Consider the following 13,725-nt stretch of genomic DNA (forward strand, 5'->3'; position numbering starts at 1 on the left):
GTCGGTTGTTTGGATGTCATGTAACTAAGCGACGCATGGCTATAAAATAGCAAAGCAAATCGTCAAAAAAACTAAAGAATTTATCCTGCCAAACTTTTTGTCGCATGGCTTTGCGAAATTCAGAAATGTGTCCACCATCTGCTTGGACTTGGCTTACGATTTTCTCCCCATATCCGGGTATTATGATTTCCTTTTCTAAGCCGGCCAGTTCAAAGCATGCTTTTATCCAATCGATGTCTTCTTGGCTCATCTTGCAGCCAATAAGCGATGTTCCCAACTTTAGGTCAGCAAAACAAGAAAATCTCTGTTTAGGAGGAATTTGCGCGCGCTCTTCTGCCATCTCTATAGTATGATAAATTTCATTCGCCTTGTTGCCGTGCCCTGACTTCAACATTTGTAGTACGCTAAGCGTCAGAAGGTTTTCGATTTCACGACAGGGCGTACTTTTAACAAAACCTAGGCGCCATGAGCGTTCCGACGCGACAGCTTTGGCAAGTTTAACAACTTTTCCGGAGCACGGTGTGGTTGGCGAGTTTTGGTCAGAGTCCACCAAGGCTACTGTTATTCGTTTTTCTTTTAATTGGTGGCACATCACGTGGACAACATCTTCGCCACCACCGTGCGCTAACTCTAATTTGAAACTACCTCGGCCGCTATTGAGCGAAGTTACGGCTAGTGTTTGACCAATGAGCCAACCGTCTGAATTGATATTCTCTACTATAAGAACAGTAGGATCAGTTACGCGCGATTGAATTACTGCGCCCAACGAAATTCCATAGGATCTTTCATTCTGGCGAGTAACACTCTCGGTTGAATTAATTAATTCTAGATACATGCTGCACTTTTCGTGCAAATTTCCTGTTTGAGTGTAATCGGCTGCGAGTCTTTGTATTAGAGATCTATCCTCTAACCCGAAGTCTAAAGCCATCAGATGTACGGCGACCTTGCGCTCAACTACCAGAAGGTGGTGACCTAGCCGGTGGCAGCGTAAAAGTTCGCGTGCAGCGGTTAGGACCCGGGCGTCGTCTAAGGCTGCCAGCAGTGCGTCGTCATAGGTCCATCTAATCAACATCAGATTACCGGAGCCTGAAAAAAACCGAATGGCCAATCGACTAACGCTCCGTCGCTGTCGAATCCGACGGTTCGGACTTTGGTAGCCTGCGTTGTTTCGTCTGGTTCAAAAAGAACCACCTGAACGTCTGCGGGAGACAGGCGTCCGGCCGCAATAAACTCACCCATGCGGTTTACCAGCGTCTCGCTGTGTGTCTCTACAACGTAGTGCATCCGTTGCCCGTTGCCGCCGGTTTGCTCTTGTATTGCGGCTTCCCCAACGAGCGCATCTGCTAGCAAAGCCTGATGCGCTGGATGCAGGTGCAGTTCTGGCTGTTCGATCGCGAGGATCGCTAGCGGAGTTTGTTTTTCGCGGGAGGTAGGCCGGTGCCTTGCCCACCAGATCTGGCCCAGAACTGGTAAAATTTGAGAAACTCCGTACCCCACATCAACGATGTTCGTTTCCAGCTTCCCGTCCGTGAGGTTGATACTGATGTGGCCGGTTTTCCGTGAGACACTTACGCCATATCCAAAAAGTCGTTGAACCCAAGAAGAAAAGTCTTCGATTTGGTTCCTAGAGAGAGAATTTAGGAACATCGGAAAGTTTTTCCCGTCAGGGTCAATCTCAGATACAGCTAGATCCTGGTAGCGATAATAACGCTCGCTTCTTGCGCGTGCGGGTCCGATATAGAGTGTGGAGCTAAAAATGCTGCGGAGATGGTGCGAAATTGCCCTTATGATGCTTGGTAAAACTGCAGCGTTTATGAGAATGTATAAGTGTGGAAAATAGTCTCGTTGATCAGCGATTAAGTTGAGTGCTCGAGAGACCATCACGCCTTGCGTTTTGGCGGCGCCGCGGAGCGTCTCAGGCGAGGCGACGCCGGCGGCAACTAACCGCACCGTCAGATCTGACAATGTCTTATCTTTGGTTCTTCCGTCTACTATCTTGCGGAGCGCTCTCGTAATTATAGGAATGATTGCAGAAACATTTTGTAACGGCCATGCGGATGTCGTCGCGCCTTCCCGCTGACGCAAATAATGTAAATCCGGGAACAAAGTCCCTGAAGGCAATTGTAACTTCAGCGGAGCTATCAGAGGGGTCAAGTCTTGATTGTCAATCTCAACTCTAGTGGCGTTTGAATCATCAACATAGATTGCAACAGACAAATCCGGATCAGTGATTTTAAGGTCGATGCGCGAAATTCTCGTGCGATCGCCCCGCTTGTCGATCCCTATTTTGACGTCGATACCTTTCAAATATATGCGGCCGCCAAGGCGTCTATAGTTTCCGTACTCATCGATAAAATAAGGTTGCTCTAAAGTATTGATTTGATCGATCTGGTAGTTAAAAAAAATCGTTTTCTCGGTAGAGGACCGATTAATGACGGTGTCAAATTCTCCGAAGTCCACAAGATCTCCGTACCAGAGTATTGGAGAGCTGGTACGGGTCATCAACGATTGACGTAACAATGGAAGGCTACGAAGAAATGTACTTTTCCCGCCGCTGTTGCGTCCAACTAGTAGTGTAATGGGTTTAAGCTCTATCGGCTCAACGCGCTCCAAGCGGCGAATGTTGCTCAATCCGTACTTTAGCATGCTGATTAGCCTTCTCAATGCATCCCTTAATTGCACATCTATCGTGCTAGGAGCAAAGAGAATCTGACATTGACACCGTCGTTTTTGTCATCCCCCAGTCTAGACTGCAGTTCCCTTGCGCGGGAAAGGGGCTGAGCAAGAAAACGGTACGCGGCGGTTAGAATAATTCGAAGTTGCGGAAATCTTTTTGACCCCCTGATGCCGATAGGTAATTGGTATATAAAGAAAAAATCGGCATAATGGCTGGATTTTAGACTTGCGGTTTTTTCTTTCGCCATTGCGCCAGTAATCGCGGCCGGTTGGTCAGGCGTGCGGACGGCGGAGGGTCAAGTAAATCAATCCTTTGAAGGAGCGGAGCGGTTTCTCAAAGGTGTCTTGAAGTTCGGGCCGCTTGATCACCGTTCGCGGCATAAGCTCCATTATGAAATCGGTTCGGCATGCTTCCATGCCGAACCGTACCTCTGCGTTGCAGCAGCGAAACCCCTTGGAAATTGGCCGCTTTCGCGTGATCCCGTGCGAGCCCGGAAATTCCCGCAAATTCCGGATCGGTCTGTCGAACAACACCGGACGCGTGGTTTTGGAATTTTGACACGAGGTTCTGGAATTTTATTATTCCTGCTGGTCTAACATGTTGCGGAGTAACACGAGATCCGGACTGTCACCGTGAAGAGAACGAGTATCCCTGAACAAACGCGTAGCCTCGTCCGGAGGGCATGCTATTTTGGATGCGTGATATGTGGGTGCCCCTTATATGACATCCATCACATCCGACCGGTGGCGTCGAGAGGAAGCAATGATCCAGATAATCTGGTTTTGTTATGCAAAGCCCATCACGCACAGTTCCACAATCGTCAACTAAGCAGAGAGCGAATACTTATACCAACCGTCATTGATCAGAACCCTTGCGTCCATTTGCGTCTTCCGATTGACATGATCTTCCATGGTCGGTCCTGCAGGGTTCTCCAAGCGTAGCAGCAATGGTCGACGATATCCTCGTAGGTCTTGAAGATGCGGTTCGAGAGCCAGTTGTCCCTCATGAACTGCCAGATGTTTTCGACAGGGTTCAATTCAGGCGACTTGGGCGGTAGTGGCAGGATGGTGATGTTTTCAGGAACGATGAGATTGTTGGACATGTGCCATGCGGCCTGATCCATGATGAGGATGGCATGGCCATCGTCCGCGACGTTGCGGGATATCTCGATCAAATGCTGGTTCATGGCATGGGTGTCGCACCACGGCATGACGAGAGCGGCGGCCTTGCCAAGCTTGGGGCAGATGGCACCGAAGATATAGGCCGAACGGGTTCGCTGGTCGTGCGGCGCGGACGGCCTCGATCCCCGCCTGGCCCAGCGGCGGGTAATCTTGTTCTTCTGGCCTATCCGAGCTTCGTCCTGGAACCAGATTTCGATCACTTTGCCCTTGGCGGGGCCGGCGGTGATTTCTGCCACAGCGGCGGGGAAGTTTTTTTAAATGCCTCGGCCGCCTCCGGATCCTGCGCATGATGTCTTGGGCGAGCCGAGAGCTTGCGATACCCCATGGCACGCACTTCGCGCCCCAGGGTCTCCTCGCTCACCGAGATGCGGAACTCTTCCCAAATCCATTGAGCCAGATCACACAGACGCCATCGGACGACGCCATCAAGATAAGATGTCGGTCCGCGCTCGATGGCTTGCGCCAAGGCCGTTCGCTGTTCGTCGTTCAGGAGAGAAGGTTTTCCCGGAGCCTTGCCGTTGATCAGTCCGTCGGGACCGCGAGCATTGAAGCGGACCACCCAGTCGCGCACGATCTGAACGGTCACGCTGCCGAGCCGAGCGGCATCGGCCCGTGAACCGCCGTCATAGATCGATGCGAGCGCCAGAAGCCGCCGCGCCTGATCGGCATCGCGCGTCTGCCGGGCCAGTCGCCGTAGCATGGACCCGTCGAAATCCGACCGTAAAGAAAGCGCTGAACCCATCGCAAACCTCCTGTTTGAGCTAGAGATTCAGATTCGTCGGCTTTTGGGAATCCCAAGAGTCAGTCTCAGCGACGATTGGTATTAGGCACAGAAGCGAACCCTATAACGCCTCTCGCTGGCTTAGCTCTCCGGTTGAGCGCCATATCGACAATAAAGAACTCAAGATAGGTAGCACTCTCATCTCCTGCGAATGGGCAGAGGGGACGGATAGGCACAACAAAGTTATATGGGTCGACGGATATGACTTGCTTGCAATCAGAATCATAGATGGGCTTCCCTTGATCCATATCCTGACCCTTACAGACGATCGCGGGCGCGTTCTTATCGGGGTCAATGATGGGCACCTCCGCGTGGCTACCACAGCGGTCGATGTGAGGATGATCCAAGATCGCGTCATTGTGCGGACGAATTACGGCGTCGTTCTGGATATGTCGCTCGGCATCGACGGGCTAGATATTCGCCAAGGTTTTTTCAAGGTAGCCGGCCCTTCGCACCCAATACCTGCTGGGTTCGAGGTCTCACCTGATGAGATCACGGTCAAACGAGGTGACCAATTGTTGGGCGTTATCCGAGGTGGTGTATTAAAAGACAACACCGGTGCCCTAGGACTTCGCGATAGCACCCAGTACAAAGGGAAAAGGCCAGAGCCCGGGTTTGGCCTGTTCTTTGACAGGTGATGTGAAGGCTACCTCGGCGTCATCTCGATATTAACGAATGTGTTACAGCTTGGTTAAAGATAGCGGATTACGACTGTAGCTTGACGCGGATTTCCGGAATTTAAAGAAGAAAATATCAGGGGCGTTTCGCTCAAGAACTGTGGTTGACGCCAATCTCGGATCACTTCAATTGATGCCGCGCTTGAAGTGGCCGCGCTTTGGGTTAGGCCAACCTTCCGCAGGTTTGAAATAACAACTAATTCCTTAGGCTAAGGAACACATTGAAATTAACGGCTGTCAAACGTAAATACCTGGGCTAACCGCCCATTACCGTTTTTGACATTGAATGTTTGATTGGCATGTCGAAACCACGCTGGATTATAAAACGTTTTTCCGTAGTTTTGATTGGTCACCAAAATCATATCCAGCAACCCGAGCGAAAGCATTAAGCCCCCAACTTCATCAGTTCTCTCAAGCTTTATGGTTGCAAAAGTGATTTGATTTGATTTTTTTAGCTGGCCTTCAAAATTATGGAAGTAGAGGCCGCATGGTTCAATCAATCGGGATCTGCCAAAAATAAAAGGAATAAAATCTAATACCTCGTCAACAGTCACTTTTTTTCCGCTTTGAGACTGGATTCCCCCCGCAGCAATTAAGCCGCAAAACATTTTCATCAACCAGCGCTCCAAGTCTGTTCCTGAGGAAAGGAAAAGAATTTGTTCGGCTGATGGAGTCACTAAGCGCCCCGATAAATCTTCAACATTCTTGAATATGGCTCCCGCAGCGTCATCCAGGGGTGACAGCCGACTGTTGTGATTGTCGCACAGTATCTTCGCGGAAAAATTTGCTTTGCCAATATCCAGATTAGATTTTCCTCCGAATAGGCCGCCTTTGTAGTTCCGGATTTTGATGTTTCCGTCCGTCAATTTGTCCAATATATTTTTAGAAACAAAATGTTCTTTTGTGATGGTCTTAGAGCAGCCACCTATTGAGGAACAATAACAACGTGGGTTCTGATACCCCGTATCGGGTATTGAAATCTCCCCTATTGATTTTCGCTCCCAGCGATTTCCCACCCTCCAGCAACATTTTTTTGCTCTTCTCGCGCTTCCGCATGGGCAAAGGCCTTCGGAAAGTTCCTTCGTCCACGACATCATTTTTGAGCAAGGGTTGAAACGCTGCATTTGATCCTCGAACTTTGGATAAGTACTGACTGACAAGATGCCTTCTCAAGTTTTATTTTATTTTTCTGTACTTTCTGCAGCCTTAAGGCGCATTCAAATTATGTAAAAGCCGGGTTCCCACAAATTTCCAAACCCTTTCAAATTTTGTTCTGATACTCGGCCGCAATACTTATAGATTGTCTGACGATCGGTCGATTTGAGATCATCGGTAGCCCCATGCCGTAAGCGTCGCCTGATCGAATGCCGCGCTTGTTGCGCCAGATCCAGTCGGCATTAACACGAAGGCATTGGTGTAATCAGGAGATTGGCCGACAGCCCGCCGGCGCATCACGGCCTGTCGATTCATAGATTATTGCGGGCACATCGGCTGCCATTGCTGAAGCATAGCAGATGCGCTTATCCGCGATGTCGTAGAGGCATTAGTGGGCAAGTGCGAAGATACCCTTGCCCCCGGCGGCTATGGCCATGACCGCTTCAAGGCTGGTGCCAATGGTTGCACCTATAGCTTTTCCACGGCCAATGGCGTGACGACGTTCAACATCACCGCCGGATCTCTTCAGCAGGTGATTGAGGCGGCTGCCTTCTCGGGCGAGGCTGGCACCTATATTTTGTGGTGGGTCGGGACGGCGCGAGGGCGCATCAACAACGGGAACTATGGTGCTGCGGGCAGCGTCTCTGCCACATGCGACGGTTCTGCAAATGTTACGGTGGAATGGAATGCTGGCACGTTGTCGCTGATGCAGTTCGAGAAGGGATATCTCGGCGACTTTGCAGCGCGCCATGTTGTGATGGAAACTGTCCTTTGCCAGCGCTATGCGCAAACATGGCAATTGTCCCTGGTGCTGCAGGCCGGATCGGCCGGCCAGGGGCTGCAACTCAACTTCGTGCTTATGGCGCAGATGCGCAACAATCCAACGGCTATCCAGACCGCTGTGGGACTGACCACGAATGTCAGCGATATCAGTGTTTTCCCCTCGTTTCGCAACGTAACCGCACAAGTCACGTCGGCGGCTCCAGGCGGCGTTGGCGTCTACAACAGATATTACCTTTTTGATGCGGAGCTTTGAGATGGAGGTGAAAGGATATGACGAACACGGGTTCATCCGTGTTGTCTTCGACGGGGAGCTTGCAGAAGTGCTTGTGCCCGATGATGCCGACAATCGCCATCGGCAAATGATTGCCGCATGGGAAGCGGCGGGCAATGTCATTCCCGCCCATGTTCAACCCGAGCCCGCCATCGCCGACTACAGGGCCGCAATTCAGGCCATGGTCGATCGCACCGCGCAAGACCGCCTCTATGACAGCGGCAACAGCCTCGCCTCCTATGCCAACTCCACAAACCCGCGCTGGGCAGCGGAAGCGCAAGCCTTCATTGCCTGGCGCGATAGCGTCTGGGCCTTTGCCTATGACGAGCTGGCAAGGGTCGAGGCGGGCGAACGCCCGCAACCGACTGTCGAGCAGATCGTGTCCGAACTTTCGCCGATCCGCTGGCCGGTGACCACGCTTTAAAGCCAACCCCACGCGCATTCCCGCGCAATCCCCAAACCTAATCCAGGAGGCATCCGTGCCCGTGACCGCAATCTCCGCACCGGGGAGGGCTTTCGTGCGCCTGCTCGAAGGCAATCCGCTCACCTGCTATCTCGATAGCCGCAAAATCCCGACCATCGGCACAGGCTTTACGATGGGCAGCGAAAGCTGCCGACGTGAGCTGGCCAAGATCGGTATCACCAAGCTCATCCCCGGCAAGACCAAAATCACCGCCGCACAGTCTGACGCCATCCTCGATGCCGTGATGACCTCGGAATTCGTGCCGGCTGTTGTCGCAAACAGCCCTGACGATCGCACGCAATATCAGCTCGATGCGGCGGCCTCTGCCTGCTTTAATCTCGGTATCGGCGCCATGACGTGGAACTGGGCAAAGCTTTGGCGGGCGGGCAAGCTGAAGGCGGCCGCTGACTATCTTGCAAGCCATTACAACACCGCGGGCGGGGTCAAGCTTCCCGGCCTGGTGCGACGGCGCAAAGAAGAGGCGTGGCTGTTTTCCACCGGCATCTATACCGGCGTCTCTGGCGCACTGCCGGAGGGCGCACCGCGCACGGCAACAGAGACTAAACCTGTCGGGCAAGATCCTGTCGTTCGTGAAGCGCAGGAGCTGTTGACGGCCGCCGGGCTCAATCCCGGCGCCATCGACGGCTGGATGGGCGAAAAGACCAAAGCTGCCGTAATCGCCTATCAGCGGGCGCATCCGCACCTCGTCGCCGATGGCATCATCGGGCCGGCAACGCTTTCGCAGCTGCGGCGCGATGCGACAGCCGCCCGCGAGGCACTGACGAAAGCGGGCAGCAGCGGGGCAGGGACGGCGGTTGCGGCCTGGGCTGCGGGTCTGCCTTGGCAATGGATCGCAGTTGGCGCTGTGGTGATTGCCCTTGCCACTGTCGCCTATCGCAACCGCGATGTGATCGCCCGGCGCTTCAACACCTGGCGCGGCAAGGCGGTCGAGGTGTGACATGCCGGCGACCGTCAAAATCGTAGCCGTCTTGGCGGCTCTCTCAATCCTTGGCGCCTTCGGGATCTGGTTCTGGAAACAGGCCGGCAATGATGCGCGCATCTCCATCGAAAGGCAGGACAATGCAGCAGGTGACAATGCCGATGATGCTCGCGCTCGTTTCGACACTTGCCCTGACGGCCTGTGGGACTACGGCGCCGGCAAGTGTCGCGGGTCTCAGGCGCGTGGTCGGAACTGATCTCATCGGCGCGCGCGGGGCAACGCCGGCCGATCAACGCAAGATCGACCGCACCGTCGTCGGCCTCTGTGCTAGCGCCGTCTGGTCAAAGGCCGAGTGCGCCAACCACCGGGGGGAGGCGCCATGACTGACGGCTATCTCGGTCCCGGCATCTGGATCCGCATCCGCCACAGGTTTGGCCCGCGCATGATGGAATGGATGATGGCTGGCCACATGATCATGTTCGGCTGGGTGCTGTTGCTGCCGGCCGAGACGTTCAACCAGCCGCAGTTCTGGGCGTTTCGGGATCTTGTGCCCTCAGAAGATTGCCTCGGCTGGTCGATGCTGCTCATCGGCTGCCTTCGCATCATTGGCCTCGTCATCAATGGTGCGCGCGAACGGGTGACACCGCAGATCCGCCAACTCTCGGCCGCCATCGGCTGCGTCATCTGGTCGGGCATCTCCTATGGCTTTGCCTCCTCCGATGTCGCCAGCACCTGGCTTGCCGTCTACCCGCTGTTTGCCCTTGGCGAGCTGATCAACATTCATCGTGCGGCGCGCGATCAAGGGGAAATTCGCAATGGAACAACTGGCTAATCTGCCGCCACTTGCTCTCATGACATTCGGCGCAACGATCGCGGTGATCTTTGCCGTTCGCCACCTCGGCCTGATGCAGGGGGCGCGCACGTCGCCGGCAACCTCACCGGCCGCCGCACAGGTGGCAGCCGTGATTGTCGATCCAACCGCGCTTAACCGGGCAACGGCCGTCCTCGAAGACCACACGGCAGAAATGCACCGCATAGTCGAGATCTGTGAGCGCCTGGCGCGCGCGCATGAAATCGTCGGCATCGAGCTGGGGCGGGTTCGTGAAGAGATGCGGCTGGAGCGGGAGCTGCGCAGGGCGCAACGGCGCGACGATATGTGATCGGCGCATACGCAGTTTCAAACCGTGGATGGGATTTATTCACCACCCAGCGGAGCCCCGCACGCATTGGAGTAGTTCACAGGCAGAAAGGGCTGAGGCCGAACGGCGAGATGGCGTTCAGCCCTTCAGCCGCCCTCATGACCGTCATCAATGCTGTCTGCCAGCTTGCTGTCATCAGGGCGTGGTTTAACGACAGGCGCCACAACCGGCTTGGCCTCATCCGGCAGGCCATCGGTCGCTTCGGTGTCCAGCACCGTATTCGGAGCATCCTCGCAAAAGGCCGAGGTTGCGGTTGCCGCCAGGAGGGCAAGCATGATGGTGCCGGTTCGCAAGGTCATGAAGCTGTTTCTTTCGGCTACCCAATAGATTGCACGCTATGGCAAGCGCCCGCCATAGGCAATGGCACGACGACCTGTAAAGACAGCAGCTCTCTTCCAGTGGTGAGCGGATATACCGCAGAAGATCGAAGATCCGAAATAAGCAGGCTCATTTTATAAATATTCTAAAGTGAGCATCTTCAAAGAAATGGTTATAAGAGGCTGGTCGGGGGGTAGTCGACCAGCCTCTAGGCCCGAACAGGAGTGCGCCTGTCTACAAGTATGCGGGCTGTATACTTGGCTCCCACAGGGTGCGAAGGCGCCGGACCCACAATTACACTTATATTTCTCTGCAGCGACGACAAGGTGCATTCAGGGGAAAATACGATCATTGATTACGTTTGGCCGGAAGGGAATTCCCTTCCGGCCAAGGTCTGCCGCCCGGGCACGGGTGGTCGCAGCCATCATGGCTGCAACAGCGGGTTCTGATTGGCGTCGTACCCCGCCCGACAATCTCTCACGATCATTGCCGCACCCGCTGCCTGCGCAGGCCGGGGCGGTTTGTCAGAAAATATGGTCGTACACAATGCAAGATAGCTTTCACTTTTCCGAGGTCCGTCCCGTATCTCCTCCCGCTGCCTATCTCGGTGGCAAGAAGCAGCTCGCGGCGCGCATCGCCTCGATGCTCGAACAAATCCCCCACGATCTCTATGCAGAACCCTTCACCGGCATGGGCGGCGTGTTCTTCCGTCGCCGGCTTGTGCCGCGTGCCGAAGTCATCAATGACGTGTCCGGTGATGTCACCACGCTGTTTCGGATCCTGCAGCGGCACTATCCCCAGCTCATGGATGTGCTCAAATTCCAGATCACCTCCAGGCGCGAATTCGAGCGCTTGGCGTCCCTTGATCCCAGCACGCTCACCGATCTGGAACGGGCGTCCCGGTTTCTCTATCTCCAGAAGCTCGCCTTCGGTGGAAAGATCACCGGTCGCACCTTTGGCGTGGATACCACGGGCGGCGCACGCTTCAACCTTACCCGTCTGGCGCCTATCCTCGAGGAAGTCCACGAACGGCTTTCCGGCGTCGTCATCGAATGCCTGGACTGGCGTAGGTTCATCGACCGCTATGACCGCGCCGGCACCATGTTCTATCTCGATCCGCCATACTACGGCTGCGAGAACGACTATGGGAAGAACGTCTTCAGCCGGGACGACTTTGCCGAGATGGCCGAGCGCCTGGCCTCGATCAAAGGCCGCTTCATGATTTCACTGAACGACACGCCAGAGGTGAGGGAGATATTCAGCCGGTATCCGATGGCGCAAGCGGCGCTGACCTATACGATCCGGGGTGGCGCTGGCAAAGAGGTGGGGGAGGTGATCATCATGGACGGCAGGCAGCCGTCGATTGCAAACCTGCCGCTGATTTGATGGGTTGCCAATTGACGAGCCGCCAATATTAGAACAAAAGAAGAACATTAAGCACCGGCGAGGGATCAATCTTCGGCCTGACGATTACAGCCGTATTGTCTTTGACAGGCCGGCGACCTTTGAGACCGTGCCGGAATGGTATGTGCTGGGGGCAGTCTGCAGCAGATGCGGCAGGAACGGTGGTGTTGACCGCCGTGCATTGGAGCGGCGGTTTGGGTCCAGGAAGCCGCTTGAGAAGATCCGGCTGAAGCTCAGGTGCCGCAACTGCGGGAATGTCGGCACGAATGAGTGGGTGATGACAAAGGCGGCGCGGTAGCGTGTCAAACCTTTTTGTTCATGCAAGTTGTATCTCCTGGTGGCTGGAAAGCTCCGCAGGTTTCAGGCTTTGGCATTTATCTATTTCACGGGGCAGGGGGCAGGCGCCTTGTTGTCGCTGGAATAGTGTTCCTTCGCTGGTAGATGACAAATGTCGCAATGAGGTAGACTAAGCATGCGAAGCCTCCGACCCAATTTGCTAGCAGGAATAAGCGCGACAGCCCTAAGCCAACAGGCGTCCATAGTCGATCAGCTTCAAACTGCGCGTCAGAGATCTGAGTTCTCTCAAGAAATGGGCAACTATCTGCATAGAGAGAAAACGCTTTTGATGTACATACTGCTCCGCGCACTCCGAACTCGCCGTTCGGCATCTCGAAAACCAAGAGAGAATGCGAGTACAGGTACAAAAAAGTAAAAATTATCAAAAACAACAAATATATATTCATTTTTCGATCAATAGTTCTACGGTTAGCTTTTAAAAGCTTTTGGTACACGAATATTAGTGCCAGCAATTGTGCTATTGCAGTAATTTGAATGATCGAAGGCGGCCAGGGCGGCGCCAAACCGATAAGCGCCGTCACTAAAACCAGTGCTGTTGTCGCTACTCCGCCAGCGATAAGCCCAACGAATGCTGACACAAAATTTCGGAAGTCATGAAGTTGCGACATCAGATACCGCTCCAATTTCAGAGTGTGAGTTCTGGATCGACCTCAATTGAAGTGTCAACGTCATATTTCTTATAAACAATGTCGCCGGAATTTCTGACAAGCCTGAACCGATAATTTCCGGCGAACATCTCACGCTTGCCAAGTACGTCTCTCACATGCGGACATTGATCTGGATCCCATGGATTGAGACTAAATCGGCGGCAAACCTGATAGTCGAACTCTCCTATAACCTGCGCTCTGCTGGTCGGCTCAGCGTACTTCAGCGCAACCATAATTTCACCTGCGCCACATTCACCATTCGCCCAAACCAAAGCCGGCCGTCGAAGTTTCCCAGCAAGCCAAGCGTCGCGAAGCAGTTTATTTGTTTTGCGCGTCAGCAAGCCTGCATTTGTCACATTGGTGGCCAAATCGACGCCAGCGCCAATGGACTGAAGGAATTGCTTGGTGAAATACTTCTCAGCAACCCGTCGCTCCCGTTGCGCCTGCTTTGACTCTTCTGGAAGCTCTTCCTCACTTAGTGAAACGCTATCCTCTAATGAGTTAAATGGTAGACTGCACATGGACACGTATGCCAGATCAATCTGCTGGTTGCTTAGCTCGCTGCTTTTGTACGGAGATATTGTGAACCAAGGCTCTGGGCCATCGACATATTCCGGCACCTTTTCTGAAAACAACCATTTTACAGCCTGCCGATAATCACACTTATCATCGAAGCAATCATAGTATTTTGCAGCTTTTTCTAAAGTAAATATGCCAAAAAAAGGAGCATCAAACCGCATTAAACCGCGGTCAGAATTCATATCCCAATTAAAATTCATCAGGGATATTAGTTTCAATCTCGGATCTTCTGCCCGTGCATATCCTGAGAATTGAACGATAATAAAGCAAGCAATAATGAACAGCCTCATGAT

The 13,725-nt window shown here is 53.6% G+C and carries 17 protein-coding genes; 9 read left to right on the forward strand and 8 right to left on the reverse strand.

The genetic code is table 11. The features are described 5' to 3' along the window. Positions 1–16 precede the first annotated feature (16 nt). Both AC4CWH_RS03905 and AC4CWH_RS03910 read right to left on the reverse strand, forming a co-directional pair. Positions 17–1,072 carry a hypothetical protein gene (locus AC4CWH_RS03905; protein WP_491320472.1) on the reverse strand — a complete coding sequence of 352 codons (1,056 nt, stop codon included), beginning with the start codon at positions 1,070–1,072 and terminating at the stop codon, positions 17–19. After that, positions 1,072–2,646, reverse strand: coding sequence for an AAA family ATPase (locus tag AC4CWH_RS03910; protein WP_491320473.1), 1,575 nt, complete (start codon positions 2,644–2,646; stop codon positions 1,072–1,074). Before AC4CWH_RS03910 ends, AC4CWH_RS03905 begins: the two co-directional genes overlap by 1 nt. Positions 2,647–3,375: 729 nt before the next feature. On the opposite strand from AC4CWH_RS03910, the gene AC4CWH_RS03915 reads away from it, so the two are divergent. Then, the gene (locus AC4CWH_RS03915) at positions 3,376–3,618 is read left to right on the forward strand and encodes an HNH endonuclease signature motif containing protein (protein ID WP_491321345.1); all 243 of its coding nucleotides are present in this window, start codon (positions 3,376–3,378) and stop codon (positions 3,616–3,618) included. Here the strand turns inward: AC4CWH_RS03915 and AC4CWH_RS03920 are convergent. After that, positions 3,540–4,600, reverse strand: a protein-coding gene (locus tag AC4CWH_RS03920; protein ID WP_491320474.1) for an IS630 family transposase whose coding sequence is annotated in 2 segments (ribosomal slippage) — positions 3,540–4,108 and positions 4,108–4,600 — 1,062 coding nt in all. Because the reading frame shifts where the segments join, the coding sequence is not laid out codon by codon here. The two genes, AC4CWH_RS03915 and AC4CWH_RS03920, sit on opposite strands and share 79 nt — an antisense overlap. A gap of 278 nt (positions 4,601–4,878) precedes the next feature. Here AC4CWH_RS03920 and AC4CWH_RS03925 point away from each other — a divergent pair. Beyond that, complete coding sequence (locus tag AC4CWH_RS03925) at positions 4,879–5,277, forward strand: hypothetical protein (protein WP_491320475.1); 399 nt, start codon at positions 4,879–4,881, stop codon at positions 5,275–5,277. Between the two features lie 266 nt (positions 5,278–5,543). Here the strand turns inward: AC4CWH_RS03925 and AC4CWH_RS03930 are convergent, their stop codons facing one another. Beyond that, positions 5,544–6,440: a hypothetical protein gene (locus AC4CWH_RS03930; RefSeq protein ID WP_491320476.1), complete on the reverse strand. Its 897-nt coding sequence runs from the start codon at positions 6,438–6,440 to the stop codon at positions 5,544–5,546. A 524-nt stretch (positions 6,441–6,964) separates the two neighbouring features. Between AC4CWH_RS03930 and AC4CWH_RS03935 the strand changes: the two genes are divergently transcribed. The 6 genes from AC4CWH_RS03935 to AC4CWH_RS03960 all read left to right on the forward strand — a co-directional run bounded on the left by AC4CWH_RS03935 (position 6,965) and on the right by AC4CWH_RS03960 (position 10,088). Next, the gene (locus AC4CWH_RS03935) at positions 6,965–7,507 is read left to right on the forward strand and encodes a hypothetical protein (protein WP_491320477.1); all 543 of its coding nucleotides are present in this window, start codon (positions 6,965–6,967) and stop codon (positions 7,505–7,507) included. Between the two features lies 1 nt (position 7,508). Next, positions 7,509–7,949 (forward strand): hypothetical protein, encoded by a 441-nt coding sequence (locus AC4CWH_RS03940; RefSeq protein ID WP_491320478.1) that lies wholly within the window; start codon positions 7,509–7,511, stop codon positions 7,947–7,949. Between the two features lie 55 nt (positions 7,950–8,004). Further along, on the forward strand, positions 8,005–8,946 hold the full coding sequence (locus AC4CWH_RS03945; RefSeq protein ID WP_491320479.1) for a glycoside hydrolase family protein: 942 nt from the start codon (positions 8,005–8,007) through the stop codon (positions 8,944–8,946). 122 nt (positions 8,947–9,068) lie between these two features. Next, positions 9,069–9,311, forward strand: a complete 243-nt coding sequence (locus AC4CWH_RS03950; protein WP_491320480.1) for a hypothetical protein — start codon at positions 9,069–9,071, stop codon at positions 9,309–9,311. Then, on the forward strand, positions 9,308–9,760 hold the full coding sequence (locus tag AC4CWH_RS03955) for a hypothetical protein (RefSeq protein ID WP_491284337.1): 453 nt from the start codon (positions 9,308–9,310) through the stop codon (positions 9,758–9,760). Before AC4CWH_RS03950 ends, AC4CWH_RS03955 begins: the two co-directional genes overlap by 4 nt. After that, positions 9,744–10,088: a hypothetical protein gene (locus AC4CWH_RS03960; protein ID WP_491320481.1), complete on the forward strand. Its 345-nt coding sequence runs from the start codon at positions 9,744–9,746 to the stop codon at positions 10,086–10,088. Before AC4CWH_RS03955 ends, AC4CWH_RS03960 begins: the two co-directional genes overlap by 17 nt. Positions 10,089–10,213: 125 nt before the next feature. On the opposite strand, the gene AC4CWH_RS03965 is transcribed toward AC4CWH_RS03960, so the two are convergent. Beyond that, complete coding sequence (locus tag AC4CWH_RS03965) at positions 10,214–10,426, reverse strand: hypothetical protein (protein WP_491320482.1); 213 nt, start codon at positions 10,424–10,426, stop codon at positions 10,214–10,216. Between the two features lie 565 nt (positions 10,427–10,991). On the opposite strand from AC4CWH_RS03965, the gene AC4CWH_RS03970 reads away from it, so the two are divergent. Continuing rightward, a complete protein-coding gene (locus AC4CWH_RS03970; RefSeq protein WP_491321346.1) occupies positions 10,992–11,831 on the forward strand; it encodes a DNA adenine methylase in 840 nt (279 codons plus the stop codon). Positions 11,832–11,915: 84 nt separating this feature from the next. Here the strand turns inward: AC4CWH_RS03970 and AC4CWH_RS03975 are convergent, their stop codons facing one another. Genes AC4CWH_RS03975 through AC4CWH_RS03985 form a run of 3 tightly spaced genes read right to left on the reverse strand, consistent with a single transcriptional unit; the run spans position 11,916 to position 13,722 of the window. After that, positions 11,916–12,173: a hypothetical protein gene (locus AC4CWH_RS03975; RefSeq protein ID WP_491320483.1), complete on the reverse strand. Its 258-nt coding sequence runs from the start codon at positions 12,171–12,173 to the stop codon at positions 11,916–11,918. 59 nt (positions 12,174–12,232) lie between these two features. Beyond that, a complete protein-coding gene (locus AC4CWH_RS03980) occupies positions 12,233–12,814 on the reverse strand; it encodes a hypothetical protein (RefSeq protein WP_491320484.1) in 582 nt (193 codons plus the stop codon). A gap of 17 nt (positions 12,815–12,831) precedes the next feature. Next, positions 12,832–13,722: a hypothetical protein gene (locus AC4CWH_RS03985; RefSeq protein ID WP_491320485.1), complete on the reverse strand. Its 891-nt coding sequence runs from the start codon at positions 13,720–13,722 to the stop codon at positions 12,832–12,834. Positions 13,723–13,725 lie beyond the last annotated feature (3 nt).

The organism is Neorhizobium sp. PAMB6716 (assembly GCF_058242805.1).

What these genes read in the sequence shown, in the direction of transcription:
- AC4CWH_RS03965 (WP_491320482.1), bottom strand. Translation starts at nt 10,426, where the DNA reads ATGACCTTGCGAACCGGCACCATCATGCTTGCCCTCCTGGCGGCAACC.
- AC4CWH_RS03940 (WP_491320478.1), top strand. Translation starts at nt 7,509, where the DNA reads ATGGAGGTGAAAGGATATGACGAACACGGGTTCATCCGTGTTGTCTTC.
- AC4CWH_RS03930 (WP_491320476.1), bottom strand. Translation starts at nt 6,440, where the DNA reads ATGCAGCGTTTCAACCCTTGCTCAAAAATGATGTCGTGGACGAAGGAA.
- AC4CWH_RS03985 (WP_491320485.1), bottom strand. Translation starts at nt 13,722, where the DNA reads ATGAGGCTGTTCATTATTGCTTGCTTTATTATCGTTCAATTCTCAGGA.
- AC4CWH_RS03950 (WP_491320480.1), top strand. Translation starts at nt 9,069, where the DNA reads ATGCAGCAGGTGACAATGCCGATGATGCTCGCGCTCGTTTCGACACTT.
- AC4CWH_RS03960 (WP_491320481.1), top strand. Translation starts at nt 9,744, where the DNA reads ATGGAACAACTGGCTAATCTGCCGCCACTTGCTCTCATGACATTCGGC.
- AC4CWH_RS03955 (WP_491284337.1), top strand. Translation starts at nt 9,308, where the DNA reads ATGACTGACGGCTATCTCGGTCCCGGCATCTGGATCCGCATCCGCCAC.
- AC4CWH_RS03910 (WP_491320473.1), bottom strand. Translation starts at nt 2,646, where the DNA reads ATGCTAAAGTACGGATTGAGCAACATTCGCCGCTTGGAGCGCGTTGAG.
- AC4CWH_RS03970 (WP_491321346.1), top strand. Translation starts at nt 10,992, where the DNA reads ATGCAAGATAGCTTTCACTTTTCCGAGGTCCGTCCCGTATCTCCTCCC.
- AC4CWH_RS03905 (WP_491320472.1), bottom strand. Translation starts at nt 1,072, where the DNA reads ATGTTGATTAGATGGACCTATGACGACGCACTGCTGGCAGCCTTAGAC.
- AC4CWH_RS03980 (WP_491320484.1), bottom strand. Translation starts at nt 12,814, where the DNA reads ATGTCGCAACTTCATGACTTCCGAAATTTTGTGTCAGCATTCGTTGGG.